The following is a 21,008-nucleotide window of genomic DNA, read 5'->3' on the forward strand; positions in this document are numbered from 1 at the left end:
GCGTCTTTGACGCGGCCTTGTCGTATCAGGCTGCAAGCGCGCGATTGTTGCGCGAGAGGTAAAGAATGCCCTTCTGAAGCAGGATGAAGGCGAAGAGCAGGAAGCCGATGAGGATCTTCGTCCACCAGCTCGACAGGGTTCCGTCGAACGTGATGTAGGTCTGGATAAGACCTTGGATCAGGATGCCGATCAGCGTTCCCGCAACGAAGCCTGAACCACCGGACAAAAGCGTTCCACCGATAACCACGGCCGCGATGGCATCCAACTCGACGCCGACGGTGGCCAGCGAATAGCCGGCGGACGTATAGAGCGAGAAGACGATGCCCGAAAGGCCGGCAAGCAGACCCGAGAGCGCATAGATCATGATCGTCGTCTTACCCGTGGGAACCCCCATCAGCCGCGCCGTCTGCGCCCCGCCGCCCAGCGCGTAGACATTGGTGCCGAACCGTGTGCGGTGCGCGATGAGGATGCCGAGCGCGAAGACGAGCAGCATGATGCCGCCGATCAGCGTCAGCCGCCCGCCACCGGGCAGCTTCAGATAGAAGCTCTTCATCGTCGCATAGAACGGATGCCGGATCGGAATGCTGTCGATCGACAGGACGAAGGCCATGCCCCGCGCGAGGAACATGCCGGCGAGCGTTACGATGAAGGCAGGCATCTCCAGATGATGGATGATCGCGCCCATGATCGCGCCGAAGCAGGTCGTGATGGCGAGCACCAGCACGAAGGCCGCGAGCGGATGGATGGACGTATTCTCCATCATCACGGCGAGGAAGACGCCGGTGAAGGCGATGACCGAACCGATCGACAGATCGATGCCGCCTGACAGGATGACGAAGGTCATGCCGACCGCTGCGATGCCGAGAAAGGCGTTGTCCGTCAGGAGGTTGCCGATGACGCGCGTCGACAGGATATTGGGGAACTGGAAGGCGCAGAGCGCATAGGACAAGACGAAGATGAGGATCGTCGCAGCCAGAGGGAGATGTTTGGCTTTCATTTCGCTTTGCTCTCCGCAGGCTTGGGTGCGGCATTCGACCGGGAGAAGAAGGCAAGCGTGCCTTGCAGCTTCGGCGATTGCAGCACCAGAATAAAGACGATGATCGCCGCCTTGATGATCAGATTGAACTCCGGCGGGAAGCCGGACAGGAGAATGCCGGTATTGATCGACTGGATGATCATGGCACCCAGCAGCGACGCCGCGACGGAGAATCGTCCGCCAAGCAGCGACGTGCCGCCGATGACGACGGCGAGGATGGCGTCGAGTTCGAGCCAGAGCCCCGCATTGTTGGCATCGGCACCACGAATGTCGGCAGCCGCGATGATGCCGGCGACGGAGGCGCAGAGGCCGGAAAGGACATAGGCCGCGATCAGCAGCACCGGCGTTGAAACACCCGCAAGCGTGCTCGCCCGGCGGTTGACGCCGACCGCTTCGATCAGCATGCCGAGCGCCGTGCGCCGGACCAGAAGCGCGACGAGAATGCCAGCCGTGATCCAGATGACCACCGGCATCGGCAGGCCGAACAGCGAGCCGCTGCCGATGAAGATCAGGCCTTCGTCGTTGAAGGTCAGGATGGCGCCGTTCGTCACCATCTGTGCGATACCGCGCCCGGCCACCATCAGCACCAGCGTGGCGATGATCGGCTGGATGTCGAGCACGGCGACGAGGATTCCGTTCCACAGGCCGCAGAGAACACCGACGCCGACCGTGATGAGCAGCGTAGCAGGCAACGAATAGCCCGAAGTGATGGCGGAGGCCGCCACCGCCCCGCAGATTGCCATGACGGCGCCGACGGAGAGGTCGATGCCCTTTGTGGCGATGACGACGGTCATGCCGATTGCCAGCAGCGCCACCGGCGCGCCACGGTTGAGAATGTCGATCAGCGAACCGTAGAGCCGGCCGTTCTGGATCTGAAGGTTGAAGAAACCGGGAAAGGCAATCGAGACGAGACCGAGGATGATGGCAAGCGCGATGAACTGCGGCAGCAGCCGTTTTCCATAGAGACCGATCATGGACATTTACGCGATCTCCCCGGCCGCTGCGGCTGATTTGGATGGCGTCTTCGCCGGTCCGGCAATCGTATTGACGATGCTCTCGGTGGTGATTTCGGCACCTGTGAGTTCGGCCACATGCTCGTGATCGCGCAGCACGATAACGCGGTGGCTGTAGACCACCAGTTCCTCGATTTCGGACGAGATCACGATGAGCGACATGCCCTTTTCGCACAGCGTTTCGATGAGCCGGATGATTTCGGCGTGCGCACCGACATCGATGCCGCGCGTCGGCTCGTCGAGAATGAGAAACTCAGGATTGGTCGCAAGCCACCGGGCAAGGATCGCCTTTTGCTGGTTGCCGCCGGAAAGCAGCCGGATAGGCTTTTCCGCATCCGTCGTGCGGATGTCGAGCGCCTTGATGTACTCGGCTGCCAGCCGGTCCTGCTCCGCACGCGGGATGGGCCGCGCCCAGCCGCGCCGGGCCTGGAGCGCAAGTGCGATGTTCTCGCGCACCGAGAGGTCGCCGATGATGCCATCGGTCTTGCGGTCCTCGGGGCAGAAGCCGAACTTATGGCGGATCGCGGCACGCGGGGAGGAAAGATCGGCTGCTTTGCCGTCGATCGTCGCCGTGCCGCTGTCGGCGCGGCGCGCTCCGAACATAACTTCGGCCGTTTCCGTGCGGCCGGAGCCGAGAAGGCCGGCAATGCCGATAACTTCGCCCGCCTTGACATCGAGATTGAAGGGATTGACACGACCCTTGCGGCCGAAGTCGCGGAACTGGAAGCGCACCGGACCATCGGCTGTCTTCGCCGTGCCCGCTTCGTCGTGAACCTCCGCGGCCAGCTCGCGACCGAGCATCATGGCGATCAGTTCGCGCCGCTCGAGGCTCGCCGTCTCGCGCGTGCCGACCAGCTGGCCGTTGCGCAGAATGGTGACGCGGTCGGTGATCTCGTAAACCTGTTCGAGGAAGTGCGTGATGAAGATGATGCCGAGCCCCCTCGCCTTCAGCCGCCGCACGACGCGAAACAGCATGGCGACTTCATGGGCATCGAGGCTGGCGGTGGGCTCGTCGAGGATGAGCACCTTGCCGGAGACATCGACAGCGCGCGCAATGGCGATCACCTGCTGAATGGCGACCGAGAAGCTGTCGAGACCGTCGGTCACATCGATGTCGAGTTCGTATTCGGCCAGCAGCGCCCGCGCCTGGCGGTTGACGGCGGCCGTATCGATCAGGCCGAATCGGCGGGGCTGACGACCGAGGAAGAGATTCTCGGCGACGCTGAGATTGGGCAGAAGGTTGACCTCCTGATAAACGGTTCCGATACCCAGCCGTTGCGCATCCAGCGTATCACGCGGGTCGATCTCGGCCCCTTCGAGCAGGATCGTGCCACCGTCGCGATGATAGGCGCCTGTCAGGCACTTCACGAGCGTGGACTTGCCCGCACCGTTCTCGCCGAGAAGCGCATGCACCTCGCCGCGCCGGAGAGAAAAATCCACATTACTGAGCGCCTTGGCGCCCGGAAACACCTTGTCGATGCGGTTGGCGGATAGAATGGTATCCGGATCTGGCTGCATGATCCCTCCCGGAGCGCCCGTCGGCGTTCATGCGCCCGGATCGCTCCAATGCTGTCAGTGGATGGTGTCGCCCGGGCAGGACCCACCTCTCCGGTTCAAGGAGAAGATACAGCCTGATATACGGCGCGACGGCGGTCGGAAGCGCTGAAACAGAACGCGTCATTGCCGACCGGCAGACATGAACCGGCGGAGGCCTTTGCTCCCGCCGGTCGCATGCTGGAAACCAGGGTCAGGCCCTCAAGGTCCCGACCCGAGCTTCGTGTCTTAGTAGCCGAGGCCCTTCTTGGCTTCGTACACCTTCTGCGGCTCGTCGGCCTGGGTGTAGAGCTTGGATTCCGTCTGGATCCACTTCGGCGGCTCCTTTCCGTCCTTCTTGAAGGCGGCGAGAGCGTCGAAGGCGGGGCCGGCCATGTTCGGGGTCAGCTCGACCGTCGCATTGGCTTCGCCGGCCGCCATGGCCTGGAAGATATCCGGCACGGCGTCGATGGAGACGACGAGAATGTCGGTGCCCGGCTTCAGGCCGGCTTCCTTGATGGCCTGGATAGCGCCGACGGCCATGTCGTCATTGTGGGCATAGAGAGCGCAAATATTCTTGCCGCCGTTCTCAGCCTTCAGGAAGCTTTCCATGACTTCCTTGCCCTTCGTGCGGGTGAAGTCGCCGGTCTGCGAGCGCACGATCTTGAGATTGTCGTGACCCTTCAGCGCTTCTTCGAAGCCCTTCTTGCGGTCGATGGCCGGCGACGAGCCGGTCGTGCCCTGAAGCTCGACGACGTTGCAAGGCTTGCCAGCAGTCGTGTCCACCAGCCACTTGCCGGCAACGTTGCCTTCATGGACGAGATCCGACGTGACGGCGGTCATGTAGAGGCTCTTGTCGGCATCGACAGTGCGGTCGAGCAGGATAACCGGAATATTGGCATCCTTGGCTTCGCCGAGCACTTCGTCCCAGCCGGTCGCAACGACGGGCGCGACGAAAATCGCGTCCACGCCCTGCGCGATGAACGAACGCAGCGCCTTGATCTGGTTTTCCTGCTTCTGCTGGGCATCGGCGAACTTGAGGTCGATGCCGCGCTTTTCAGCTTCCTGCTTCGTCACCGTGGTTTCAGCCGCGCGCCAGCCGGACTCAGAACCGATCTGCGAGAAGCCGACCGTCATGTCAGCAGCAGATGCGCCCGAGAAAACACAGCCAGCGAGAACGGTTGCACAGCTAAGTGCCTTGATAAACTTCATGATTTCCTCCCAAAAATCGCCCTCGGCGATGCCGGTATATAGTCATACAATATGACTTTAGTAAAGTAGATGCTTGAGCAAAATTAAAGGGATTTGACATTTTTTGCGTAGATTTCGAGGTCTCGCTCCGCCCTCTGAAGCCCATGCGAAACCACCCGCGCCGTGAGGCGCGGGTGGTTGAAATACAGCGACTTAAGATGTGGCTTTGCTGTCGCTCTGCCCGTAATAGGCACCCGGCCCATGCTTGCGCTTGAAATGCTTTGCAAGGAGTTCCGGCTCGATCTGCGGCAGTTTCGGTGCGAGCTGCAGGGACATCATCGCCATGTGCGCGATGCACTCGACGGCGACGGCAACTTCCACCGCCTTCGCCACCGTTTTGCCCCAGGTGAATGGGGCGTGGCGGTTGACGAGGACGCCCGGAAAATCGAGCGGATCGGCGTTGCCAAGGCACTCGACGATGACGTTGCCGGTTTCCCATTCATAGGCCGTGCCGATTTCCTCAGCGGTCATCTTGCGCGTTACCGGAATATCGCCGTTGAAATAGTCGGCATGCGTCGTCCCGAAGATCGGGATCGGCATGCCGGCCTGAGCAAAAGCGGTCGCGTGCGAGGAATGCGTGTGCACGACGCCGCCGATCTCCTCGAAAGCCATCAGCAGGCGGCGATGTGTCGGCGTGTCGGAGGACGGGTTGAGCGTCCCCTCCACCCGCTTGCCGTCGAAGTCGACGATCACCATGTCCTCGACCGTCATCGCGGAATAATCGACGCCGCTCGGCTTGATCGCGAAGACGCCGCGAGCACGGTCGACCGCGCTCGCATTGCCGAAGGTCAGGTTGATCAGGCCGTGGCGCGGCAGCGAGACGTTCGCCTCGTAAGCTTCGCGCTTCAGTTCCGTATAGACCGACATGACGCCCTCAGCCCCGGATGCCGCGGGCGAAGTGATAATACACCTCGTTGTTGCGCAGGTCCTGCTTGAAGGCGGGCAGCGTCGTGTCGTCGTTGATGACGGCGAGCTCGATGCCGGCGATCGTGGCGAAGTCTTCCAGCATTTCCGTGGTCACGTCATAGCTGTAGACCGTGTGGTGCGCGCCGCCGGCGAGAATCCAGGAGGTGCAGGCGGTCTTGAAGTCCGGCTTGCACTCCCAGACGGCGCGGGCGACCGGCAGCTTCGGCAGGTCGGGATGCTCGACCGACTCGACCTCGTTGACGAGCAGGCGGAAGCGGTTGCCGAGATCGATCAGCGACGCGTTCAGCGCCGGGCCCTTGATGGCGTCGAACACGAGGCGGACCGGATCGTCCTTGCCGCCGATGCCGAGCGCGTGGATCTCGACCGACGGCGTGCCGCTTGCGATGGTCGGGCAGATTTCCAGCATGTGCGAGCCGAGAACCTGCTCGGAGCCGGGCGCCATATGGTAGGTGTAGTCTTCCATGAAGGACGTCGCGCCGGTCAGGCCTTCGCCCATGACCTTCAGCGCACGCAGCAAAGCGGACGTCTTCCAGTCGCCTTCGCCGGCAAAGCCGTAACCGTCGGCCATCAGGCGCTGCGGCGCCATGCCGGGCAGCTGCGTCAGGCCATGCAGATCTTCGAACGTGGTGGTGAAGCCCTTGAAACCGCCTTCTTCGAGGAATGCGCGGATGCCGAGTTCCTGACGGGCGTTGTAGAGCAGCGAGTCATGACGGGCGCCGCCCTCGGCGAGTTCCGGCACGACGTTGTAGAGCTTGACGTATTCTGCGGCGAGCGCCTTCACGTCTTCATCGCTGACGGCGTTCATGCGGGCGGCGAGATCGCCGATGCCGTAGGTGTTGACCGAGAAGCCGAAGGCCATTTCAGCCGAAACCTTGTCGCCGTCGGTAACGGAGACGAAGCGCATGTTGTCGCCGAAGCGGCAGAAGCGGGCGCCCTGCCAGTCATGCCAGGCGCGAACGGCACGGATCCAGGCGTCGATGCGCTGATGAACTTCCGGGTCCGTCCAGTGGCCGACGACGACCTTGCGGCCGAGGCGCAGACGCGTGTGCATGAAACCGGCTTCGCGGTCGCCATGCGCCGACTGGTTCAGGTTCATGTAGTCCATGTCGATCGTCGCCCAGGGCAGTTCGCGATCGTACTGTGTGTGGAGGTGCAGGAACGGCTTGTTAAGCTGCGCCAGACCGCGGATCCACATCTTGGCTGGCGAGAAGGTGTGCATCCAGAGGATAAGGCCGGCGCACTCCGCATCGGCATTGGCCTCGATGCAGAGATCGGCAGCCTGCTCCGGCGTCGTTACGATCGGACGGCAGACGATTTCCAGCGGAAAATTGCCCGTAGCGTCGAGCGCCTTGGCGATTTCCTCGGCATGCGCCGTGACCTGCTGCAGCGCTTCCGGGCCATAGAGATGCTGCGATCCGCAGACGAACCAGATTTTAGCGGGCTTCAAACCAAACATCGTATCAGTCCTTGTTGTCTATCCTGTCGCACCCGAGGGGCGCGGAATTATCAGCTGTTGGCGGCGTATTTGATGTCGATCAGGCTCTTCATCAGGCCCGAGAGATCGGCCTGCTTGTTCAGACCGCCGAAGCTGTCATGCAGGTCGCGGTAAAGCTTGTAGAGATCGTTATAGACCGCCTGGTTTTCTGCAATCGGCGCGTAGCGCTCCTCGCGCAGCGACGTCATGGCAGACTGCGCGGTTTCGAAATCGGCATGCCCGCCGGCAAGAACCGAAGCCGCGATCGCGCCACCAAGCGCGCAGGTCTGGCTGGAGCCGGCGACCAGCATGGTGCAGCCCGTCACGTCGGCATAGATCTGCATCAGCATCGGGTTCTTCTCGGCAATGCCGCCGGTGCAGACGACGCGGTCGACCGCGACGCCATATTCGCGGATGCGCTCGATGATCGCGCGCGCGCCGAACGCCGTCGCCTCGACCAGAGCGCGGTAGATCTCAGCGCGGGTCGTGTAGAGCGTCTGGCCGAGGATCAGGCCGGACAGGCGCTGATCGACCAGAATCGTGCGGTTGCCGTTGTTCCAGTCGAGCGCGAGAAGGCCAGTCTGGCCGGGCTTCAGCTGCTCGGCTTCCGCCGTCAGCTCGCCGTGCAGCGCGCCGGAGCCGCCACAGACGCCCTCGACCCACCACTTGAAGATATCGCCGACAGCCGACTGACCTGCCTCGACGCCAAAGAAGCCGGGCAGGATCGAGCCTTCCACGATGCCACAAATACCGGGAATATCGCCCGGCTGCGTCTTCACGGGAACAACTGCGCAGTCGCAGGTGGACGTGCCGATGACCTTGACCAGCGTGCCCTCTTCGACGCCGCAGCCGATAGCGCCGTAATGAACGTCGAACGCGCCGACAGCGATGGGAATGCCGGCTGGCAAGCCCAGCTTCTCGGCCCATTCCGCAGAGAGAGCGCCGGCCGGTGTCGCGGCGTCATGGGCGTTGTCGTACAGACGGTCGCGCAGATCCGCAATTTTCGGATCGAGCATCGCCAGGAATTCCTTGTCCGGCAGCCCGTTCCACGCCTTGTTGTAGAGCGCCTTGTGACCGGCCGCGCAGACGCCGCGAACGATGTCGCTCGGGTTCTTGACCCCGGCGAGGACCGACGGCACCCAGTCGGCAAGCTCGACCCAGGAATGGGCGGCGGCGAACACATCCGGGGCAACCGTCAGGCAGCGCCAGATCTTAGACCACCACCATTCCGACGAATAGGTCGAGCCGACCATCGCGATATATTGCGGGCGGTGTTCGCCCGCGAGTTCCGTGATGCGGGCCGCCTCGCGCCAGCTCGTGTGATCCTTCCACAGCCAGCACTGCGCGTTCGGGTTGGCCTGGAACTGCGGCAGCATGCCAAGAGCCTGGTTGCTCGCATCCACCGGCAGGGGGCTCGAGCCCGTGCTGTCTACACCGATGCCGGCGACCTTCGACACGTCGAAATCCGGCTGCGAAACGGCTTGGCTCAACGCGCGCGCCACGCTTTCCTGCAGGCCGTAGAGATAATCGGCCGGGCTCTGGCGGGCGACATTGTGGTCGCGAGGATCGAGCAACACGCCCTGCGTCCCGCTCGGATAATCCACGACGCCCGTGCCGTATTCCTTGCCGTCGGACGCGCGCACGATAAGGGCGCGAACCGAGTTGGTGCCGTAGTCGATACCGAGAGTGAACATGAAAGCTCCAGAAAAATGCGAAACGTCAGCCTGCCTAGATGTCACGGACTGCGGCGACCACAACGCGCTGTGCAGACACGCGCTGGGATCGCAGCAGGGAGGTCAGGTGCGATGCGGTTCCGACCTCCCGGACCGACAACGCCCACCGTGCATGACATGATCGACGCAGCTATAGAGCCCGCCGACGCGCATGCAGCAATATCCTGATTCCCCTCCCGAAGAATGCCGTTCCTCGAACGGCGCGGACAGAAAAATCATATTGTAATACTTTTGTAAACAGAGAACTTTTGGTTTTCCGCATGGACGTCACGTGACCCGCGCGAGCGGGTGCAGATTGCCACGGCAGCATGACAGCAAGAAGGCCGATGCATCGATGCACCGGCCCTCATGGACGTCGAATAACGCTCCCGCCTGCTTAGACAGCGAGACGCTTTGAAACCTGATCGCGCAGCGCATGCAGGTCCTTGGCAAAGGCACGGATGCCTTCGGAAAGCTTCTCGGTCGCCATCGCGTCTTCGTTCAGCATCCAGCGGAACGTCTTTTCGTCCATGTGGATCTTATCCACCGGCGTAACGTTCTCGGGCGAAAGCTTGCGCTCGAGCTTGCCGTCATCCTTGGAGAGTTCTTCAAGCAGCGCGGGGCTGATCGTCAGGCGGTCGCAACCGGCCAACGCTTCGATCTCGCCAATATTGCGGAACGAGGCGCCCATGACGACGGTCTTGATGTCGTTGGCCTTGTAGTAGTTGTAGATCTCGCGCACGGAGACGACGCCCGGATCGGTTTCCGAGGTGTACTTTTCGCCGGTGGACTTGACATACCAGTCGAGAATACGTCCGACGAAGGGCGAAATCAGGAAAGCCTTCGCATCGGCGCAGGCGACGGCCTGGGCCATGCTGAAAAGCAGCGTCAGGTTGCAGTCGATGCCTTCCTTCTGCAGCACTTCGGCCGCGCGGATACCTTCCCACGTGGAGGCGAGCTTGATCAGGATGCGGTCGCGTTCAATGCCGCGCTCCTTGTAGGCTGCGATGATGGCGCGGCCCTTGGCGATCGAGCCTTCCGTATCGAAGGACAGGTCGGCGTCGACCTCGGTCGAGACACGGCCGGGAACGAGCTTGGAAAGCTCGGCGCCGACGGACACGGCCAGACGGTCGGCAACGGCGCTCACCAGCGCATCGCCGGAGGTCGACTGGCTCTTGGCCCAGGTCACAGCTTCGGCATTGATCTCGTCGAACAGCGGCGTTCCCAAAGCCTTCAGCACGATGGTCGGATTGGTCGTGCAATCCACCGGCTTGAGGCGGGCAACGGCCTCGACATCACCGGTGTCGGCCACAACGGTCGTGATGCCGCGTAATTGTTCCAGCTTGGACATCATCTTCGCCTTTCGTCATCTTTTGTCGGAGGGTCCTGCATGCGGCCTCTTCGGAGCCACACGACTGCCCTCGATAGGACCTCCGCCGCGACGCGACGGATCATGAGACCGAACGGGAATACGAGCATCGGGTTCCGCTTCCGGCACGTCCCGATATGAGTAGCTTGATGACTTTTGTCAAATCGTTTATTCAAAAGTTGTGCCTCTCTTGCGAGAATTCCGGTGGGAAATCTCCTGTTTTTGAGGCACCTCAGACCGCGATCCGCGGAAGGAAGACGCCTTGGCCAGACTGGACCGGACCAATCCCAATATCCTGCTCGACACACGCTCGCTGCGCCTGCGGGCGGCCTGGCTCTATTACAACAGAGGCCTGACCCAGAAGGACATCGCCGAAAACCTCGGCATCAGCCGCGCAACCGTCATTCGCATGCTGGATGAGGCCGTGAAGCGCGCGGAGGTGCAGATCTGGATCAACGAAACACCGGAGGATTGCACCGGCCTGGCGCTGCGTCTCGAGGAAAAGCTGGGCCTGGACGAGGCGATCGTCGTGCCGGGCGAAGGCGATGTGGATGAAACCGCCCGCGATGTCGGGGCGGCGCTCGGCACCTTCCTGTCGGAGGTGATCCGCGACGGCAATGTCGTCGGGGTCGGCTGGGGCCGCACGCTCAGTGCCTCGCTCCAGACCTTCCGCCCCCCACGCATGGAGAACGCCAAGATCGTCTCGCTGCTGGGCGGGCTGGTCGAGACATCAACGCTCAATCCGGTCGACTACTCGTGGCGGCTGGCGAGCGCGCTCGGCGCGGACTGCATGCTGATGCTGGCGCCACTGATCGTGGATTCGGAAGAAACCAAGGCACGCCTCATCGAGCGCTGCGGACTGGACCGATTGTTCGCGACGGCTGAAATGCTCGACATCGCTGTCGTCAGCTGCGGCGATTTCAGCGCTCACGGCTCGTCGCTCTCCCCGGGCTTCCTGTTGCCGGAAGATCTGAAGGCGCTGCTGGCGGCAGGCACGGTCTGCGATACGCTCTGTCATTTTCTGGATGCGGCGGGAAACAGCGTCGATCATCCGCTGAACCGGCGCGTGATGTCCGTGGGCCTCTCCGCCGTCGCCAAGGCCCGTCATGTCGTCATCGCATCCGGCGGTCGCAAACGGGTCGCGGCCATTCGTGCGACCATGGCGCGTACCGGGTGCCACACGCTGATCACGGACGAGGCGGCTGCGCGGGGCTTGCTGGAGATAGCCTGAGTAACCAGATAGCCTGAGTCACCGGCCGCCGTTTGGACATCCCATCCGACGACAGACGGAACAGAAAGCCGGTCTCCGCTGTTCTTCCTGGCGAAACGAACCCAAGGAGACCCACATGGCGCATACCGATGACACGACGAAGGTCTGGGATCTGATCGACAAGATCGGCTTCTGCATGCTCGCGACCGAGACAGGCAACGATATTCGCGCCCGGCCGATGGCGGCCTATGTCGAACGCATGGAAAATTCCGTATATTTTCTGACGGATGCCGACAGTCACAAAGACGACGAGGTCGAAGCGCATCCGAACGTCTGCCTGGCTTTCGCGGATACCAAGGGCCAGAAATACGTTTCGCTGTCCGGCACCGCATCCATCGAAAACGACCGCGAAAAGATCAAGGAACTCTGGGGCACACCGGCCAAGGCCTGGTGGGACAGCCCGGATGATCCGAAGATCCGCATCCTGCGTGTGACGCCATCCTTCGCGGAATACTGGGACAGCCCCGGCACCGTGATCAGCTACATCAAGATGGCAGCCGCCGCTGTTTCCAACACGAAGCCCGACATGGGCGAAAACGCCAAGGTCAACCTCTGACCGGTCTCCCGTAACCGATCAGGCCTCAGCGGCGCGGCATATCTGCCGCGCCGTTTTTCGTCGTGCCGGATGCAGTCATTATGTCGACAGCCTGTATTACCCCATGTTAGAACCGGCATAGGCCCTCATCACGAAGGGTGTATCGGAACGCACAGAGGGGTCTCATGACGGAAGCCATCTCCCCGGAAACGGTTCGCGCTCGCGGCTCGGGAACCCAGAGCGTCTATGCCGCTCTCAGGGCCGAGATTCTCTCCATGGCGCTGTCGCCCGGGAGCCCCCTCGATGAGGTCCGGCTGTCAGAGCGTTTCGGCATGTCGCGAACACCGATCCGCGAGGCGCTGCTGCGCCTGTCTGCCGACGGTCTCGTGACGACGCTTCCCAACCGCAACACCATCGTCGCCACCATCGATTTTGCAGCACTTCCCACCTATTTCGATGCGCTGACCCTCATGTACCGCGTCACGACCCGGGCGGCCGCCTCGCGCCGCGACGCCGCGCAGATGACGGAGATCCGCCGGCATCAACGCGCCTTTGCCGAAGCGGTCGAAGCACATGATGCCTATGGCATGATCGAGGCAAACCGCGAGTTTCACGTCGCCATCGCCGTCCTCGGCGGCAATCCCTATTACGTCACCTTCTTCAGCCGCCTGCTGGACGAGGGACGGCGGATCCTGCGGCTCTACTACTCCACCTTCGACGACCGTCTTCCCCGGCAATATGTCGATGAACACGAGGCGTTCATCGTCGCGATCGAGGCCGGCGACGTGGAAGAATGCGACCGGCTGGCCATGGCCCATGCCGCGCAGATCGTGCGGCAGATCCAGGAATATGTCGCCCGCGACATGGGCAAGGCGACCGCCATCCAGAACCTCTGAGCGACGGCCAAGGCCGGCTCGCCCCTCACCGCGCCATACAGACAGAAAGCTTATGATGTCCCCCTCCGACCTTGGTCTCCCAACCTTCATTTCCGATGCCGAGCGGCGGGAGCGTCTGGACCGCCTGCGCGCGGGCCTTGACGCTCAGGGCCTTGCCGGTCTTCTCCTCGGCTCGTCCAAGAGCCTGCAGTATTTCACAGGCCTTCACTGGCATGCGAGCGAGCGCCTGCTGGGCGCACTGGTCACGCCGACAGCACTTCACTACATCGTCCCCGGCTTCGAGCAGAGCCGCGTCGAGACGTTGCCGCATGTGCCGGGCGAGATCGCCGTCTGGCAGGAAGAAGAGAGCCCCGCCGATCTCGTTCGCCGAATGATCGGCGCGCAAGGCACGCTGGCGCTCGACGATGCCCTGCCTCTCGCCATCTACCATCCGCTGGCAACGGCATTCGGCGCCGAGCGTCTCGTGGATGGCGGTCCTGTCATTCGCGACATCCGGATCGTCAAATCGGCGGCCGAAATCGCCATCATCCAGCACGCCATGAACATCACGCTGGAGGTGCACAAGCGCGCCCATGCGCAGATGGCGCCGGGCGTGCGGGCGTCCGATATCGTGCGCTTCATCGACCGTGAGCATCGTGCGCTGGCCGGTTCCGGCTCCACCTTCTGCATCGTTTCCTTCGGCACTGCGACCTCCCTGCCTCACGGCGCGGATGGCGATCAGGTTCTCTCGGAGGGCGATGCAATCCTGGTGGATACCGGCACGCAGATCGACGGCTATCACTCGGACCTCACCCGCACCTACATGCTGGGCGAAGCGACGCCGGAATTCGCCCGTGCCTGGGGCATCGAGCGGGAGGCGCAACAGGCCGTGTTCGATGCCGCCCGCATCGGCGCGCCCTGCCACAGCCTCGACGATGCCGCCCGCGCGGTGCTCGTCCGCCACGGCCTCGGCCCCGACTATACGCTGCCCGGCCTGCCCCACCGCGCAGGCCACGGCCTCGGGCTCGAGATTCACGAGCATCCCTACATCGTGCGTGGCAACACCCTGGCCCTCCGCGCGGGCATGGTGTTCTCCAACGAGCCTATGGTCGTCTTCCCCGACCGGTTCGGAATCCGGCTGGAGGATCACATCTACATGACCGAGACGGGCCCGAAATGGTTCACCGTGCCTGCTCCCGGCCCGACGCAGCCGGTCGCGTGACGGAACTGACGGGCGAAGCACTCGCTTCGCCCTCTCGGGCATCAGATCGCCTCGACAGCGTCGATGCGCGCCTGCCCGCCGACGACGGGCGCGAACGCCTCCCACACGCCCCGCGCGCCCAGCCGCCATTCCGCGATGTCGGGCACATCCAGCGCCTGCCCGCCATGCGAAAGCGCGGTCGCCACGCTCTTCTCCTCGTCGGCAACGATCAGCGCGTTGAAGAACGCGGCACCCTCACGGGACGCTTCCGCCAAGACCTGTTTCTCCTCCGGCGAGAGCCCGCTCCAGAAGCTGCCGGCGAAATAGACGACGCCGGACGCGCGGATATGACCCGTCAGCATCATCACCGGCACCACTTCATAGAGCTTGAAACCGGCATAGGCGGACTTCGTCAGGTCCATGGCGTCGGCGACGCCGGTCGATAGCGCGTTGTAGGTTTCGGTGATCGGAATGCCGACCGGTACGGCGCCGAAGCCGGACCAGAGCTTGGTGTGCAGCGGGCTCTGGATCACACGGATCTTCCGTCCAACCATATCCTGCGGCCGCAGGATCGGTTCCTTGGCGAGCAGATGCCGGGCGCCGTAATCGATGAAGCCGGTGGCGATGAAGGCCTCTGCTTCGAGCTTGCCAGCGAGTTCGGCACCGGTCTCGCCATTCACGACGCGCGCCATATGCGCGGCATCGCGGTAGAGAAACGGAAGGTCGAGGATCTGCAACTCCGGCACCCAGCCGGACAGCGAGGAAACCGTGGACAGGCTGGCCTGTACCGCGCCGAGCCTTGTCGCCTCGGCCACCTCCTTCTCTCCGCCGAGAGCTCCGTTGGCGACGATGTTGAACCGGAAGCGACCGGGCATGCGGCTTTCCACCCGCTCGGCGATGTGCCGCCAGATCTTCGTCTCCGGCTTGTCCTCCCCGAGCAGCGAGGCAACGGTGAGGCTCGTCGTTCTCGCCGCAGCCGGGCGCACGAGCGCCGGTGCGAAGAGTGCGGCAGCAACGGTGGATGTCAGGAAGGAGCGTCGGGCGATGGTGGGCATGATCTTTGGTTCCTCAGGGGCGGAAGACGAGCGCGAGCGCGGACAGGATGAAGAGGGCGACGAGAAGCGCGCCGAGATAGGGAAGCACGGCCCGGAACAGGGCAGACGCCGGCACCCCGGTGACCCCGGACACGACGTAGACGAGGAGGCCAAGCGGCGGCGTCAGGCCGTGGATCATCAGGTTGACCACGAGGATCACCCCGAAATGCACCGGATCGATACCGGCAGCGACCGCGGCCGGCAGCAGCACGGGCCCGATCAGAAGGATCGCCGCGCCGATGTCGAGGATGAGTCCCAGCACGAGAAGAACGATGTTCGACAGGAGCAGCACCGCAAGCGCGCTGCCGCCGAGCAGGGTTACCACGGACTGCATCGCGCCAGCGATATCGTCAACCGCGAGGAGGAAAGCGAAGGGTGCGGCGGTGCCGATGAGAAGGCCGATGGCGGATGCCTCCACCGCCGCCTGACGGAAAACGCCGGCGATGCCGAGCATGTCACCTCGAGCGAAAAGCGCGAGGCCGAGCGTATAGGCTGCCGCCAGCGCCGCAGCCTCCGTCGTCGTGACGATGCCGATGCGGATGCCGAAGACGACGATGAGCCCGAGCCCGAAGGCGGGAAGAGCCGAGAGCGCCGCACGCATCCGGATGCTGCGCCCGACACGCGGCATGCGTCCGTGATCGCCGGCCGTGATCGCAATGGCGACCGCAAGACACAATGCCATCAGCCCGCCTGCGACAAAGCCGCCGGTAAGCAGCGCGCCGATCGACAGGTTGGTCGCGGCGGCGAGGAGCAGGAAGGCGATCGACGGCGGGATGACGTTGTCGAGCACGGAGGTTGCAGCGACGATGGCGCCTGCCTGCGCCGGAGGATAGCCGTGACGCACAAGCTCCGGCTGGAACGTCGCAGCCCCGAAGGCTGCATTCGCAACCGAGGAGCCGGAAGCGCCCGAAAAGAGGACACCGGTCAGAAGCACGGTCTGCGCAAGCCCTGCGCGGCGGTGCCCGACGAGGCTTGCCGCGAACCGCACCAGCCTGTCCGCAGCACCCGATGCCGTCAGCAAGGACCCCGTCAGCAGGAAGAACGGCACGGCGAGCAGCAGGAATTTGGACAGGCCCGCCACCGTTGTCGACAGGATCGCCGGCTCCGGCAGGCTGCTGCCGAAGGTGATCGCGAATGCGGCCGCCGCAAGAAACGCATGCGCCAGCGGCGCCGACATGAGGAGCCCGAGCCCCGCAACCACTGCCAGCCACAGGCTCGGCGGCCACGCTGTATCGATGGCGACATGGCCCGCAAAAAGGTGAGCCGCGACGCCCAGCACCGGTCCGGCGACCGCACGCGCCATGTCGCCTTCGGCGACCCGGGTGAGAACCAGCATGACGATCAGAGCCGCGCCCCCCAGCACAGGCAGGCCAAAGCGCAACGCCTCGGGCACGCCCAGCGTCGGAGACGTGCCACCGACCATCGCCATGACCGCACTGCCGCCGTAAACAAGCACGAGACCGGCAAGCACCGACACACCGTCCGCCCCGATGCCGACGAGCCGCTGCGGCAAAGGCGGCAGCCGCGACACGAGAATATCGAGCCGCATGGCGAGCGGCCCGTTCAGCGCCAGCGGCGCGCCGAGCGCGATCAATGCGATGTGAAGCCAGATCCCGAGGTCTTCCGCACCCATCAGGCCGGTTCCAAAACCGTAGCGCAGCACGACACCGGCAAGCACGACCGCCAGCATGATCGCGAGGACGAGCCCCGCCAGGGTGCCGAGAACACGGTCGAGCACGCGCAGAATTGCACGGGCGATGCGCGCCGTCGTCACGCGGTCCACCACCTGTAGAAATGGTGCACCGGACCCCGCCCCCTGCCGATCGACGTGCCGCGACCGGCTTCCAGCGCTTGATGCAGGTAGGTCTTCGACAGGCTGACGGCCTCGACCAGCGCATAACCGCGTGCAAGATGGGCGGTGATGGCGGCAGCCAGCGTGCAGCCGGTGCCGTGGTCGTTGCGCGTGGCGATGCGCGGTGCGGCGAAGGTTCGCACGCTCTCGCCGTCGAACAGGAGGTCGGTGCTCTCCGGCCCATCGCCGTGCCCGCCCTTGATGAGCACGCTCGCCGCTCCGGCTTTCAGAAGGGCCTCCGCCTGTTTTGTCATACCGGCGCGGTCATGCGCGATCGGCAGCCCCGTCAGAAGCGCCGCTTCCGGCAGGTTCGGCGTCACGATCCTGGCCCGTGGCACGAGCACGGTCCGAAGCGCATCGATGGCCTCTTCCTGCAGCAACCGGTCGCCCGAGGTCGCGACCATGACCGGGTCAAGCACGACGGGCCCGGCGAAACCCAGGAGACCCGCCGCGATCGTCTCGATGGTTTCGGCCCGCGACACCATGCCGATCTTCAGCGCCCGGACATCCATATCGGCGAATACAGCTGCCATCTGCGCGGCGATCAGACTGCACGAGATATCCTCGACCGCCGTCACGCCTGTCGTATTCTGTGCCGTCACGGCGGTGATGACGCTCGTGGCATACGTCTCCAGCGCGGAAAACGTCTTGATGTCGGCCTGGATGCCGGCACCGCCGCCGCTGTCGGAGCCGGCAATGGTCAGCGCGATCGCCGTCATGCCAGACCCTCCAGCGCGGCATCCACAGCCGCGCGGAACGCCCGGCTCGCCCCGGCGATATCATCGGCCCGGAAGATCGCCGAGATCACCGCCACGCCATCCGCGCCGGCGCCCATCACTTCCGGCACGCGCGACAGGCCGATGCCGGCAATGGCGCTGACCGGCATATCAGGCCGAAGGGCGCGGATCGTCTCGCGCAGAGCGCGCAATCCTTCCAGACCGACCGGTGGATCCGGATTGACCTTGGAAAGCGTCTCGAACACACCGCCGATACAGGCATAGTCCACCGGTGCCCGCCCGGCCCGCTCCGCATCTCCAGCCGTTTTCACCGTGAGGCCGATGATGGCGGCGTCGCCGAGCAACCGCCGCGCCGTCTCCGCATCCATGTCGTCGGCCCCGAGATGTACGCCGTCGGCCCCCGCCGCCAGTGCCACGTCCACCCGGTCGTTGACCACAAAGGCAGCACCCGTGCCGGCAAGAGCCGCCCGGATTGTGCTCGCACGCTCGACCATGAGACGCGTTGAGGCCGTCTTGTCGCGATACTGGATCAACGTTGCGCCATTGCGGGCGGCCAGCAGCGCCAGTTCATGCAGCGGCGCGATACCCGCCAGCGATGCATCGACGATCGCGTTGAGGCGGTCGTCGACCTTGCTAGTGTTCATGGTGATCATGTCGGATCCTTGCGAGATGAAGAATGTCGGTGTCGCCGACAGTTGCCAGCGCATCGAGAAAGGCCGCAGCGAACGTGCCGGGGCCGCGTGCATGGGGCGCTGCCAGCTCCGCCGCAACACCGGTCACCGTCAGCGCTGCCGACGCCGCCGCAAGCGCATCCGGCTCGGTGGCCAGAAACGCGGCGATGACGCCGCCCGAGAGGCAGCCGGTGCCGGTCACCTGCGCCATGAAGGGATGCCCGTTGCCGATTTCGACGGAAGCACGACCGATTTGCAAGAGATCGACCGGCCCCGTGACGATCCGCAGAATACCCGGCGTTTCCCCGATCAGCGCCGTCTCGGCACGGTTGCCGCGCACGACAGTCGGTTGCAGCGCGATCAGCTCCCGCGCGAAGGCCAGCCGGGATGGCGAGTAGTCGCAGTGGACGGGATCGACGATCCACGGCTTGCCCTGTTCCCGCGCGACCGCCACGCCGAGCCGGATCGCCTCGCGCCGCTCCGCATCCAGCGTTCCGAGATTGACGGTCAGCGCATCGGCGCGACCGACGAAGCTCTCCACCTCCTCCAGCGAACCGGTCATCGAGGGGATGCCCCCGACGACGGTGATACCGTCGGCAGTGAACTTCTGCACCACGCTGTTCATGAGGCAATGGACGCGCGGCCGCGCCTCCCGCACCCGCGCCAGCATGCCTGCGATGGCCTGCGGTGTGATGTCGCTCATTTCAGCTCCACGGCGATATCGGCGACATCAGGTGCCTTCGCGATCAACCCCTCTGCCTGCATGAAGGCGCCGAACCGGGCATAGCGGCCGGTATCGAGCGCGAAGGGACGCTTGGCGAAGCGCGGCAGCGTATCGAAGAAAGCCGTCCGGTTCAGCTCGTCGTTCAGGTTCGGATAGGCCTTGGAGAACAGCGCCCAGGCCTCGTCCGGGTGGTTGGTGAGGAAGATCGAAGCCTCTTCGACGGCCGACAGGAAGCGCGGCAGGCGATCGTCCTTCACGAGGTCGCGATGGGTGACGAAGACGAGTTCGTCATAGACGGGGATGCCATGCTCCTCCAGAAAGAAGGCGCGGCCGGGATGCCCTTCGAGCTTCATCTGCGTCAGCTCGAAATTGCGATATCCGCCGATCGTCGCGTCGACGGCGCCTGAGATCAGCGAGGGCGACAGCGAGAAATTGACGTTCACAAGTTCGACGTCGCCCTTGCCGAGGCCTTCCGATGCCAGCATGCGCTGCAACAGCACGTCCTCGAAACCGGAAACGGAATAGCCGACCTTCCGGCCCTTCAGGTCCTTGAGGCTCTTGATCGGCCCGTCGGCCAGCACCGTCACCGTGTTCAGCGGCGTCTCCACCAGCGTACCGAAGCGCACGAGCGGGAGACCTGCTTCATGATCGCGATAGAGATTGGGCTGGTAGTGGATGCCGATATCCGCCTGCTTTGCGGCCACCAGCCGCGGCACCACGGAGGGATCGGCCGGCGGCACGAGTTCGACGTCGAGCCCCGCCTTGGCGAACAGGCCCTTTTCCTGCGCGATAACCATGGGCGCATGGTCTGGGTTGACGAACCATTCGAGCAACACGGTCAGCTTGTCGGCTGCCTGCGCGGAGGTGGTGGCGAAGAGGCTCGTCAGGGCAAGCATCGTCGCGATGAAAAGACGGATCATGAAGATCTCCAGAATGAGGCGGTTTGAGAGGTTCGACGTTCGGGATGAAGACGGCCACCCTCGCGCGCCCACGGCGCGAGGCGGCGGGTGAAGAGATCGACCAGAAGGCGCAGCAGAAGCGTCATGACGGCAAGCACGACCATGGCGGCGAAAACGGTCGCGGTCTGCATGCGGGCATTGGCCTGCACCATCACGAAGCCGAGGCCCGCGGATGCGCCGACCCATTCGCCGACCACAGCGCCGAGCGGCGCCAGGGGTGCAGCGACGCGCAGGCCGGACACGAGGCTCGGCAACGCCAGCGGCGCGCGCACGGACACCAGAGCCTGCCAGTGCGAGGCCTGCGTCAAGGACACCGCGTCCACAATGTCCCGCTCCGTCCGGTTCAACCCGTCGGCAAAGGCGGAGGCGACGGGAAAGAAGATGATGAGCACGGTCATCGCGACCTTGGAGGCCATGCCGAAACCGAGCCAGACGACGAGAATAGGTGCCAGCACGAAAACCGGCAGCGCCTGAAGAATGAGGATCGTCGGCCACACGAAGGGTCCGATGCGTGGACTGGCTGCGAGGACGAACGCCGTTCCCGCGCCGAGCACCGCACCGGCCACAAGCCCGATGAGAATTTCCGACAGCGTAACAAGGCTTTGAGACAGCAGAAACGCCGACTGATCCCGAAATACCCTGGCGACAGCGAGCGGCGATGGCAGCAGATAGGCCGGCGGCGAGAACATGGCGGTTCCAGCCTGCCACAGCAGAACCAGCACGCCGAGCCCGAGCGCCGCATGAAGTGCCCGCATGGCTAGGCGCAGACGTAAGG

19 protein-coding genes are annotated in these 21,008 nt (G+C 64.0%); 4 read left to right on the forward strand and 15 right to left on the reverse strand.

Features of this window, described 5'->3' with window-relative positions:
- Positions 1–25 precede the first annotated feature (25 nt).
- The 8 genes from yjfF to tal all read right to left on the reverse strand — a co-directional run bounded on the left by yjfF (position 26) and on the right by tal (position 10,300).
- Positions 26–997: a galactofuranose ABC transporter, permease protein YjfF gene (gene yjfF / locus BSG19_RS04410; RefSeq protein WP_092985150.1), complete on the reverse strand. Its 972-nt coding sequence runs from the start codon at positions 995–997 to the stop codon at positions 26–28.
- Entirely contained in the window at positions 994–2,010 is a 1,017-nt protein-coding gene (locus BSG19_RS04415) for an ABC transporter permease (RefSeq protein ID WP_092985623.1), read from the reverse strand. Before BSG19_RS04415 ends, yjfF begins: the two co-directional genes overlap by 4 nt.
- Before the next feature lie 6 nt (positions 2,011–2,016).
- Complete coding sequence (gene ytfR / locus BSG19_RS04420) at positions 2,017–3,567, reverse strand: galactofuranose ABC transporter, ATP-binding protein YtfR (RefSeq protein ID WP_092985152.1); 1,551 nt, start codon at positions 3,565–3,567, stop codon at positions 2,017–2,019.
- Positions 3,568–3,831: 264 nt separating this feature from the next.
- Entirely contained in the window at positions 3,832–4,794 is a 963-nt protein-coding gene (gene ytfQ, locus BSG19_RS04425; RefSeq protein ID WP_092985154.1) for a galactofuranose ABC transporter, galactofuranose-binding protein YtfQ, read from the reverse strand.
- Between the two features lie 192 nt (positions 4,795–4,986).
- Positions 4,987–5,700, reverse strand: a complete 714-nt coding sequence (gene araD / locus BSG19_RS04430; RefSeq protein ID WP_092985156.1) for an L-ribulose-5-phosphate 4-epimerase AraD — start codon at positions 5,698–5,700, stop codon at positions 4,987–4,989.
- A gap of 7 nt (positions 5,701–5,707) precedes the next feature.
- Positions 5,708–7,216, reverse strand: a complete 1,509-nt coding sequence (araA, locus tag BSG19_RS04435) for an L-arabinose isomerase (protein ID WP_092985158.1) — start codon at positions 7,214–7,216, stop codon at positions 5,708–5,710.
- Positions 7,217–7,266: 50 nt separating this feature from the next.
- Positions 7,267–8,928 (reverse strand): ribulokinase, encoded by a 1,662-nt coding sequence (locus tag BSG19_RS04440; protein WP_092985160.1) that lies wholly within the window; start codon positions 8,926–8,928, stop codon positions 7,267–7,269.
- 415 nt (positions 8,929–9,343) lie between these two features.
- Positions 9,344–10,300: a transaldolase gene (tal, locus tag BSG19_RS04445; RefSeq protein ID WP_092985162.1), complete on the reverse strand. Its 957-nt coding sequence runs from the start codon at positions 10,298–10,300 to the stop codon at positions 9,344–9,346.
- A gap of 277 nt (positions 10,301–10,577) precedes the next feature.
- Between tal and BSG19_RS04450 the strand changes: the two genes are divergently transcribed.
- The 4 genes from BSG19_RS04450 (at position 10,578) to BSG19_RS04465 (ending at position 14,217) form a co-directional block, all read left to right on the forward strand.
- On the forward strand, positions 10,578–11,546 hold the full coding sequence (locus BSG19_RS04450; RefSeq protein WP_092985164.1) for a sugar-binding transcriptional regulator: 969 nt from the start codon (positions 10,578–10,580) through the stop codon (positions 11,544–11,546).
- 115 nt (positions 11,547–11,661) lie between these two features.
- Positions 11,662–12,141 (forward strand): pyridoxamine 5'-phosphate oxidase family protein, encoded by a 480-nt coding sequence (locus tag BSG19_RS04455; RefSeq protein WP_092985166.1) that lies wholly within the window; start codon positions 11,662–11,664, stop codon positions 12,139–12,141.
- 164 nt (positions 12,142–12,305) lie between these two features.
- The gene (locus tag BSG19_RS04460) at positions 12,306–13,016 is read left to right on the forward strand and encodes a GntR family transcriptional regulator (protein ID WP_092985168.1); all 711 of its coding nucleotides are present in this window, start codon (positions 12,306–12,308) and stop codon (positions 13,014–13,016) included.
- A 52-nt stretch (positions 13,017–13,068) separates the two neighbouring features.
- On the forward strand, positions 13,069–14,217 hold the full coding sequence (locus tag BSG19_RS04465) for a M24 family metallopeptidase (RefSeq protein WP_244529081.1): 1,149 nt from the start codon (positions 13,069–13,071) through the stop codon (positions 14,215–14,217).
- 41 nt (positions 14,218–14,258) lie between these two features.
- On the opposite strand, the gene BSG19_RS04470 is transcribed toward BSG19_RS04465, so the two are convergent.
- The 7 genes from BSG19_RS04470 to BSG19_RS04500 are packed head-to-tail and all read right to left on the reverse strand — an operon-like array spanning position 14,259 to position 20,988.
- The gene (locus BSG19_RS04470) at positions 14,259–15,251 is read right to left on the reverse strand and encodes a TRAP transporter substrate-binding protein (RefSeq protein ID WP_092985170.1); all 993 of its coding nucleotides are present in this window, start codon (positions 15,249–15,251) and stop codon (positions 14,259–14,261) included.
- A gap of 13 nt (positions 15,252–15,264) precedes the next feature.
- Positions 15,265–17,064 carry a TRAP transporter large permease gene (locus tag BSG19_RS04475; protein ID WP_244529082.1) on the reverse strand — a complete coding sequence of 600 codons (1,800 nt, stop codon included), beginning with the start codon at positions 17,062–17,064 and terminating at the stop codon, positions 15,265–15,267.
- On the reverse strand, positions 17,061–17,861 hold the full coding sequence (thiD, locus tag BSG19_RS04480; protein WP_092985172.1) for a bifunctional hydroxymethylpyrimidine kinase/phosphomethylpyrimidine kinase: 801 nt from the start codon (positions 17,859–17,861) through the stop codon (positions 17,061–17,063). Before thiD ends, BSG19_RS04475 begins: the two co-directional genes overlap by 4 nt.
- On the reverse strand, positions 17,858–18,532 hold the full coding sequence (gene thiE / locus BSG19_RS04485) for a thiamine phosphate synthase (protein WP_244529083.1): 675 nt from the start codon (positions 18,530–18,532) through the stop codon (positions 17,858–17,860). The genes thiD and thiE overlap by 4 nt, the downstream gene beginning before the upstream one ends.
- The gene (locus tag BSG19_RS04490; RefSeq protein ID WP_092985174.1) at positions 18,513–19,253 is read right to left on the reverse strand and encodes a hydroxyethylthiazole kinase; all 741 of its coding nucleotides are present in this window, start codon (positions 19,251–19,253) and stop codon (positions 18,513–18,515) included. The genes thiE and BSG19_RS04490 overlap by 20 nt, the downstream gene beginning before the upstream one ends.
- Positions 19,250–20,194 (reverse strand): ABC transporter substrate-binding protein, encoded by a 945-nt coding sequence (locus BSG19_RS04495; protein ID WP_092985176.1) that lies wholly within the window; start codon positions 20,192–20,194, stop codon positions 19,250–19,252. The genes BSG19_RS04490 and BSG19_RS04495 overlap by 4 nt, the downstream gene beginning before the upstream one ends.
- Positions 20,191–20,988, reverse strand: coding sequence for an ABC transporter permease (locus tag BSG19_RS04500; protein ID WP_092985631.1), 798 nt, complete (start codon positions 20,986–20,988; stop codon positions 20,191–20,193). Before BSG19_RS04500 ends, BSG19_RS04495 begins: the two co-directional genes overlap by 4 nt.
- Between the last annotated feature and the right edge of the window lie 20 nt (positions 20,989–21,008).

Origin of the sequence: Rhizobium sp. NFR03 (genome assembly GCF_900111275.1) — a bacterium.
Classification (GTDB): domain Bacteria; phylum Pseudomonadota; class Alphaproteobacteria; order Rhizobiales; family Rhizobiaceae; genus Ferranicluibacter.

Bases quoted from the DNA above. Each gene is read 5' to 3' on its own strand.
- yjfF (WP_092985150.1), bottom strand. From the start codon at position 997: ATGAAAGCCAAACATCTCCCTCTGGCTGCGACGATCCTCATCTTCGTC.
- BSG19_RS04415 (WP_092985623.1), bottom strand. From the start codon at position 2,010: ATGATCGGTCTCTATGGAAAACGGCTGCTGCCGCAGTTCATCGCGCTT.
- ytfR (WP_092985152.1), bottom strand. From the start codon at position 3,567: ATGCAGCCAGATCCGGATACCATTCTATCCGCCAACCGCATCGACAAG.
- ytfQ (WP_092985154.1), bottom strand. From the start codon at position 4,794: ATGAAGTTTATCAAGGCACTTAGCTGTGCAACCGTTCTCGCTGGCTGT.
- araD (WP_092985156.1), bottom strand. From the start codon at position 5,700: ATGTCGGTCTATACGGAACTGAAGCGCGAAGCTTACGAGGCGAACGTC.
- araA (WP_092985158.1), bottom strand. From the start codon at position 7,216: ATGTTTGGTTTGAAGCCCGCTAAAATCTGGTTCGTCTGCGGATCGCAG.
- BSG19_RS04440 (WP_092985160.1), bottom strand. From the start codon at position 8,928: ATGTTCACTCTCGGTATCGACTACGGCACCAACTCGGTTCGCGCCCTT.
- tal (WP_092985162.1), bottom strand. From the start codon at position 10,300: ATGATGTCCAAGCTGGAACAATTACGCGGCATCACGACCGTTGTGGCC.
- BSG19_RS04455 (WP_092985166.1), top strand. From the start codon at position 11,662: ATGGCGCATACCGATGACACGACGAAGGTCTGGGATCTGATCGACAAG.
- BSG19_RS04460 (WP_092985168.1), top strand. From the start codon at position 12,306: ATGACGGAAGCCATCTCCCCGGAAACGGTTCGCGCTCGCGGCTCGGGA.
- BSG19_RS04465 (WP_244529081.1), top strand. From the start codon at position 13,069: ATGATGTCCCCCTCCGACCTTGGTCTCCCAACCTTCATTTCCGATGCC.
- BSG19_RS04470 (WP_092985170.1), bottom strand. From the start codon at position 15,251: ATGCCCACCATCGCCCGACGCTCCTTCCTGACATCCACCGTTGCTGCC.
- thiD (WP_092985172.1), bottom strand. From the start codon at position 17,861: ATGACGGCGATCGCGCTGACCATTGCCGGCTCCGACAGCGGCGGCGGT.
- thiE (WP_244529083.1), bottom strand. From the start codon at position 18,532: ATGATCACCATGAACACTAGCAAGGTCGACGACCGCCTCAACGCGATC.
- BSG19_RS04490 (WP_092985174.1), bottom strand. From the start codon at position 19,253: ATGAGCGACATCACACCGCAGGCCATCGCAGGCATGCTGGCGCGGGTG.
- BSG19_RS04495 (WP_092985176.1), bottom strand. From the start codon at position 20,194: ATGATCCGTCTTTTCATCGCGACGATGCTTGCCCTGACGAGCCTCTTC.
- BSG19_RS04500 (WP_092985631.1), bottom strand. From the start codon at position 20,988: ATGCGGGCACTTCATGCGGCGCTCGGGCTCGGCGTGCTGGTTCTGCTG.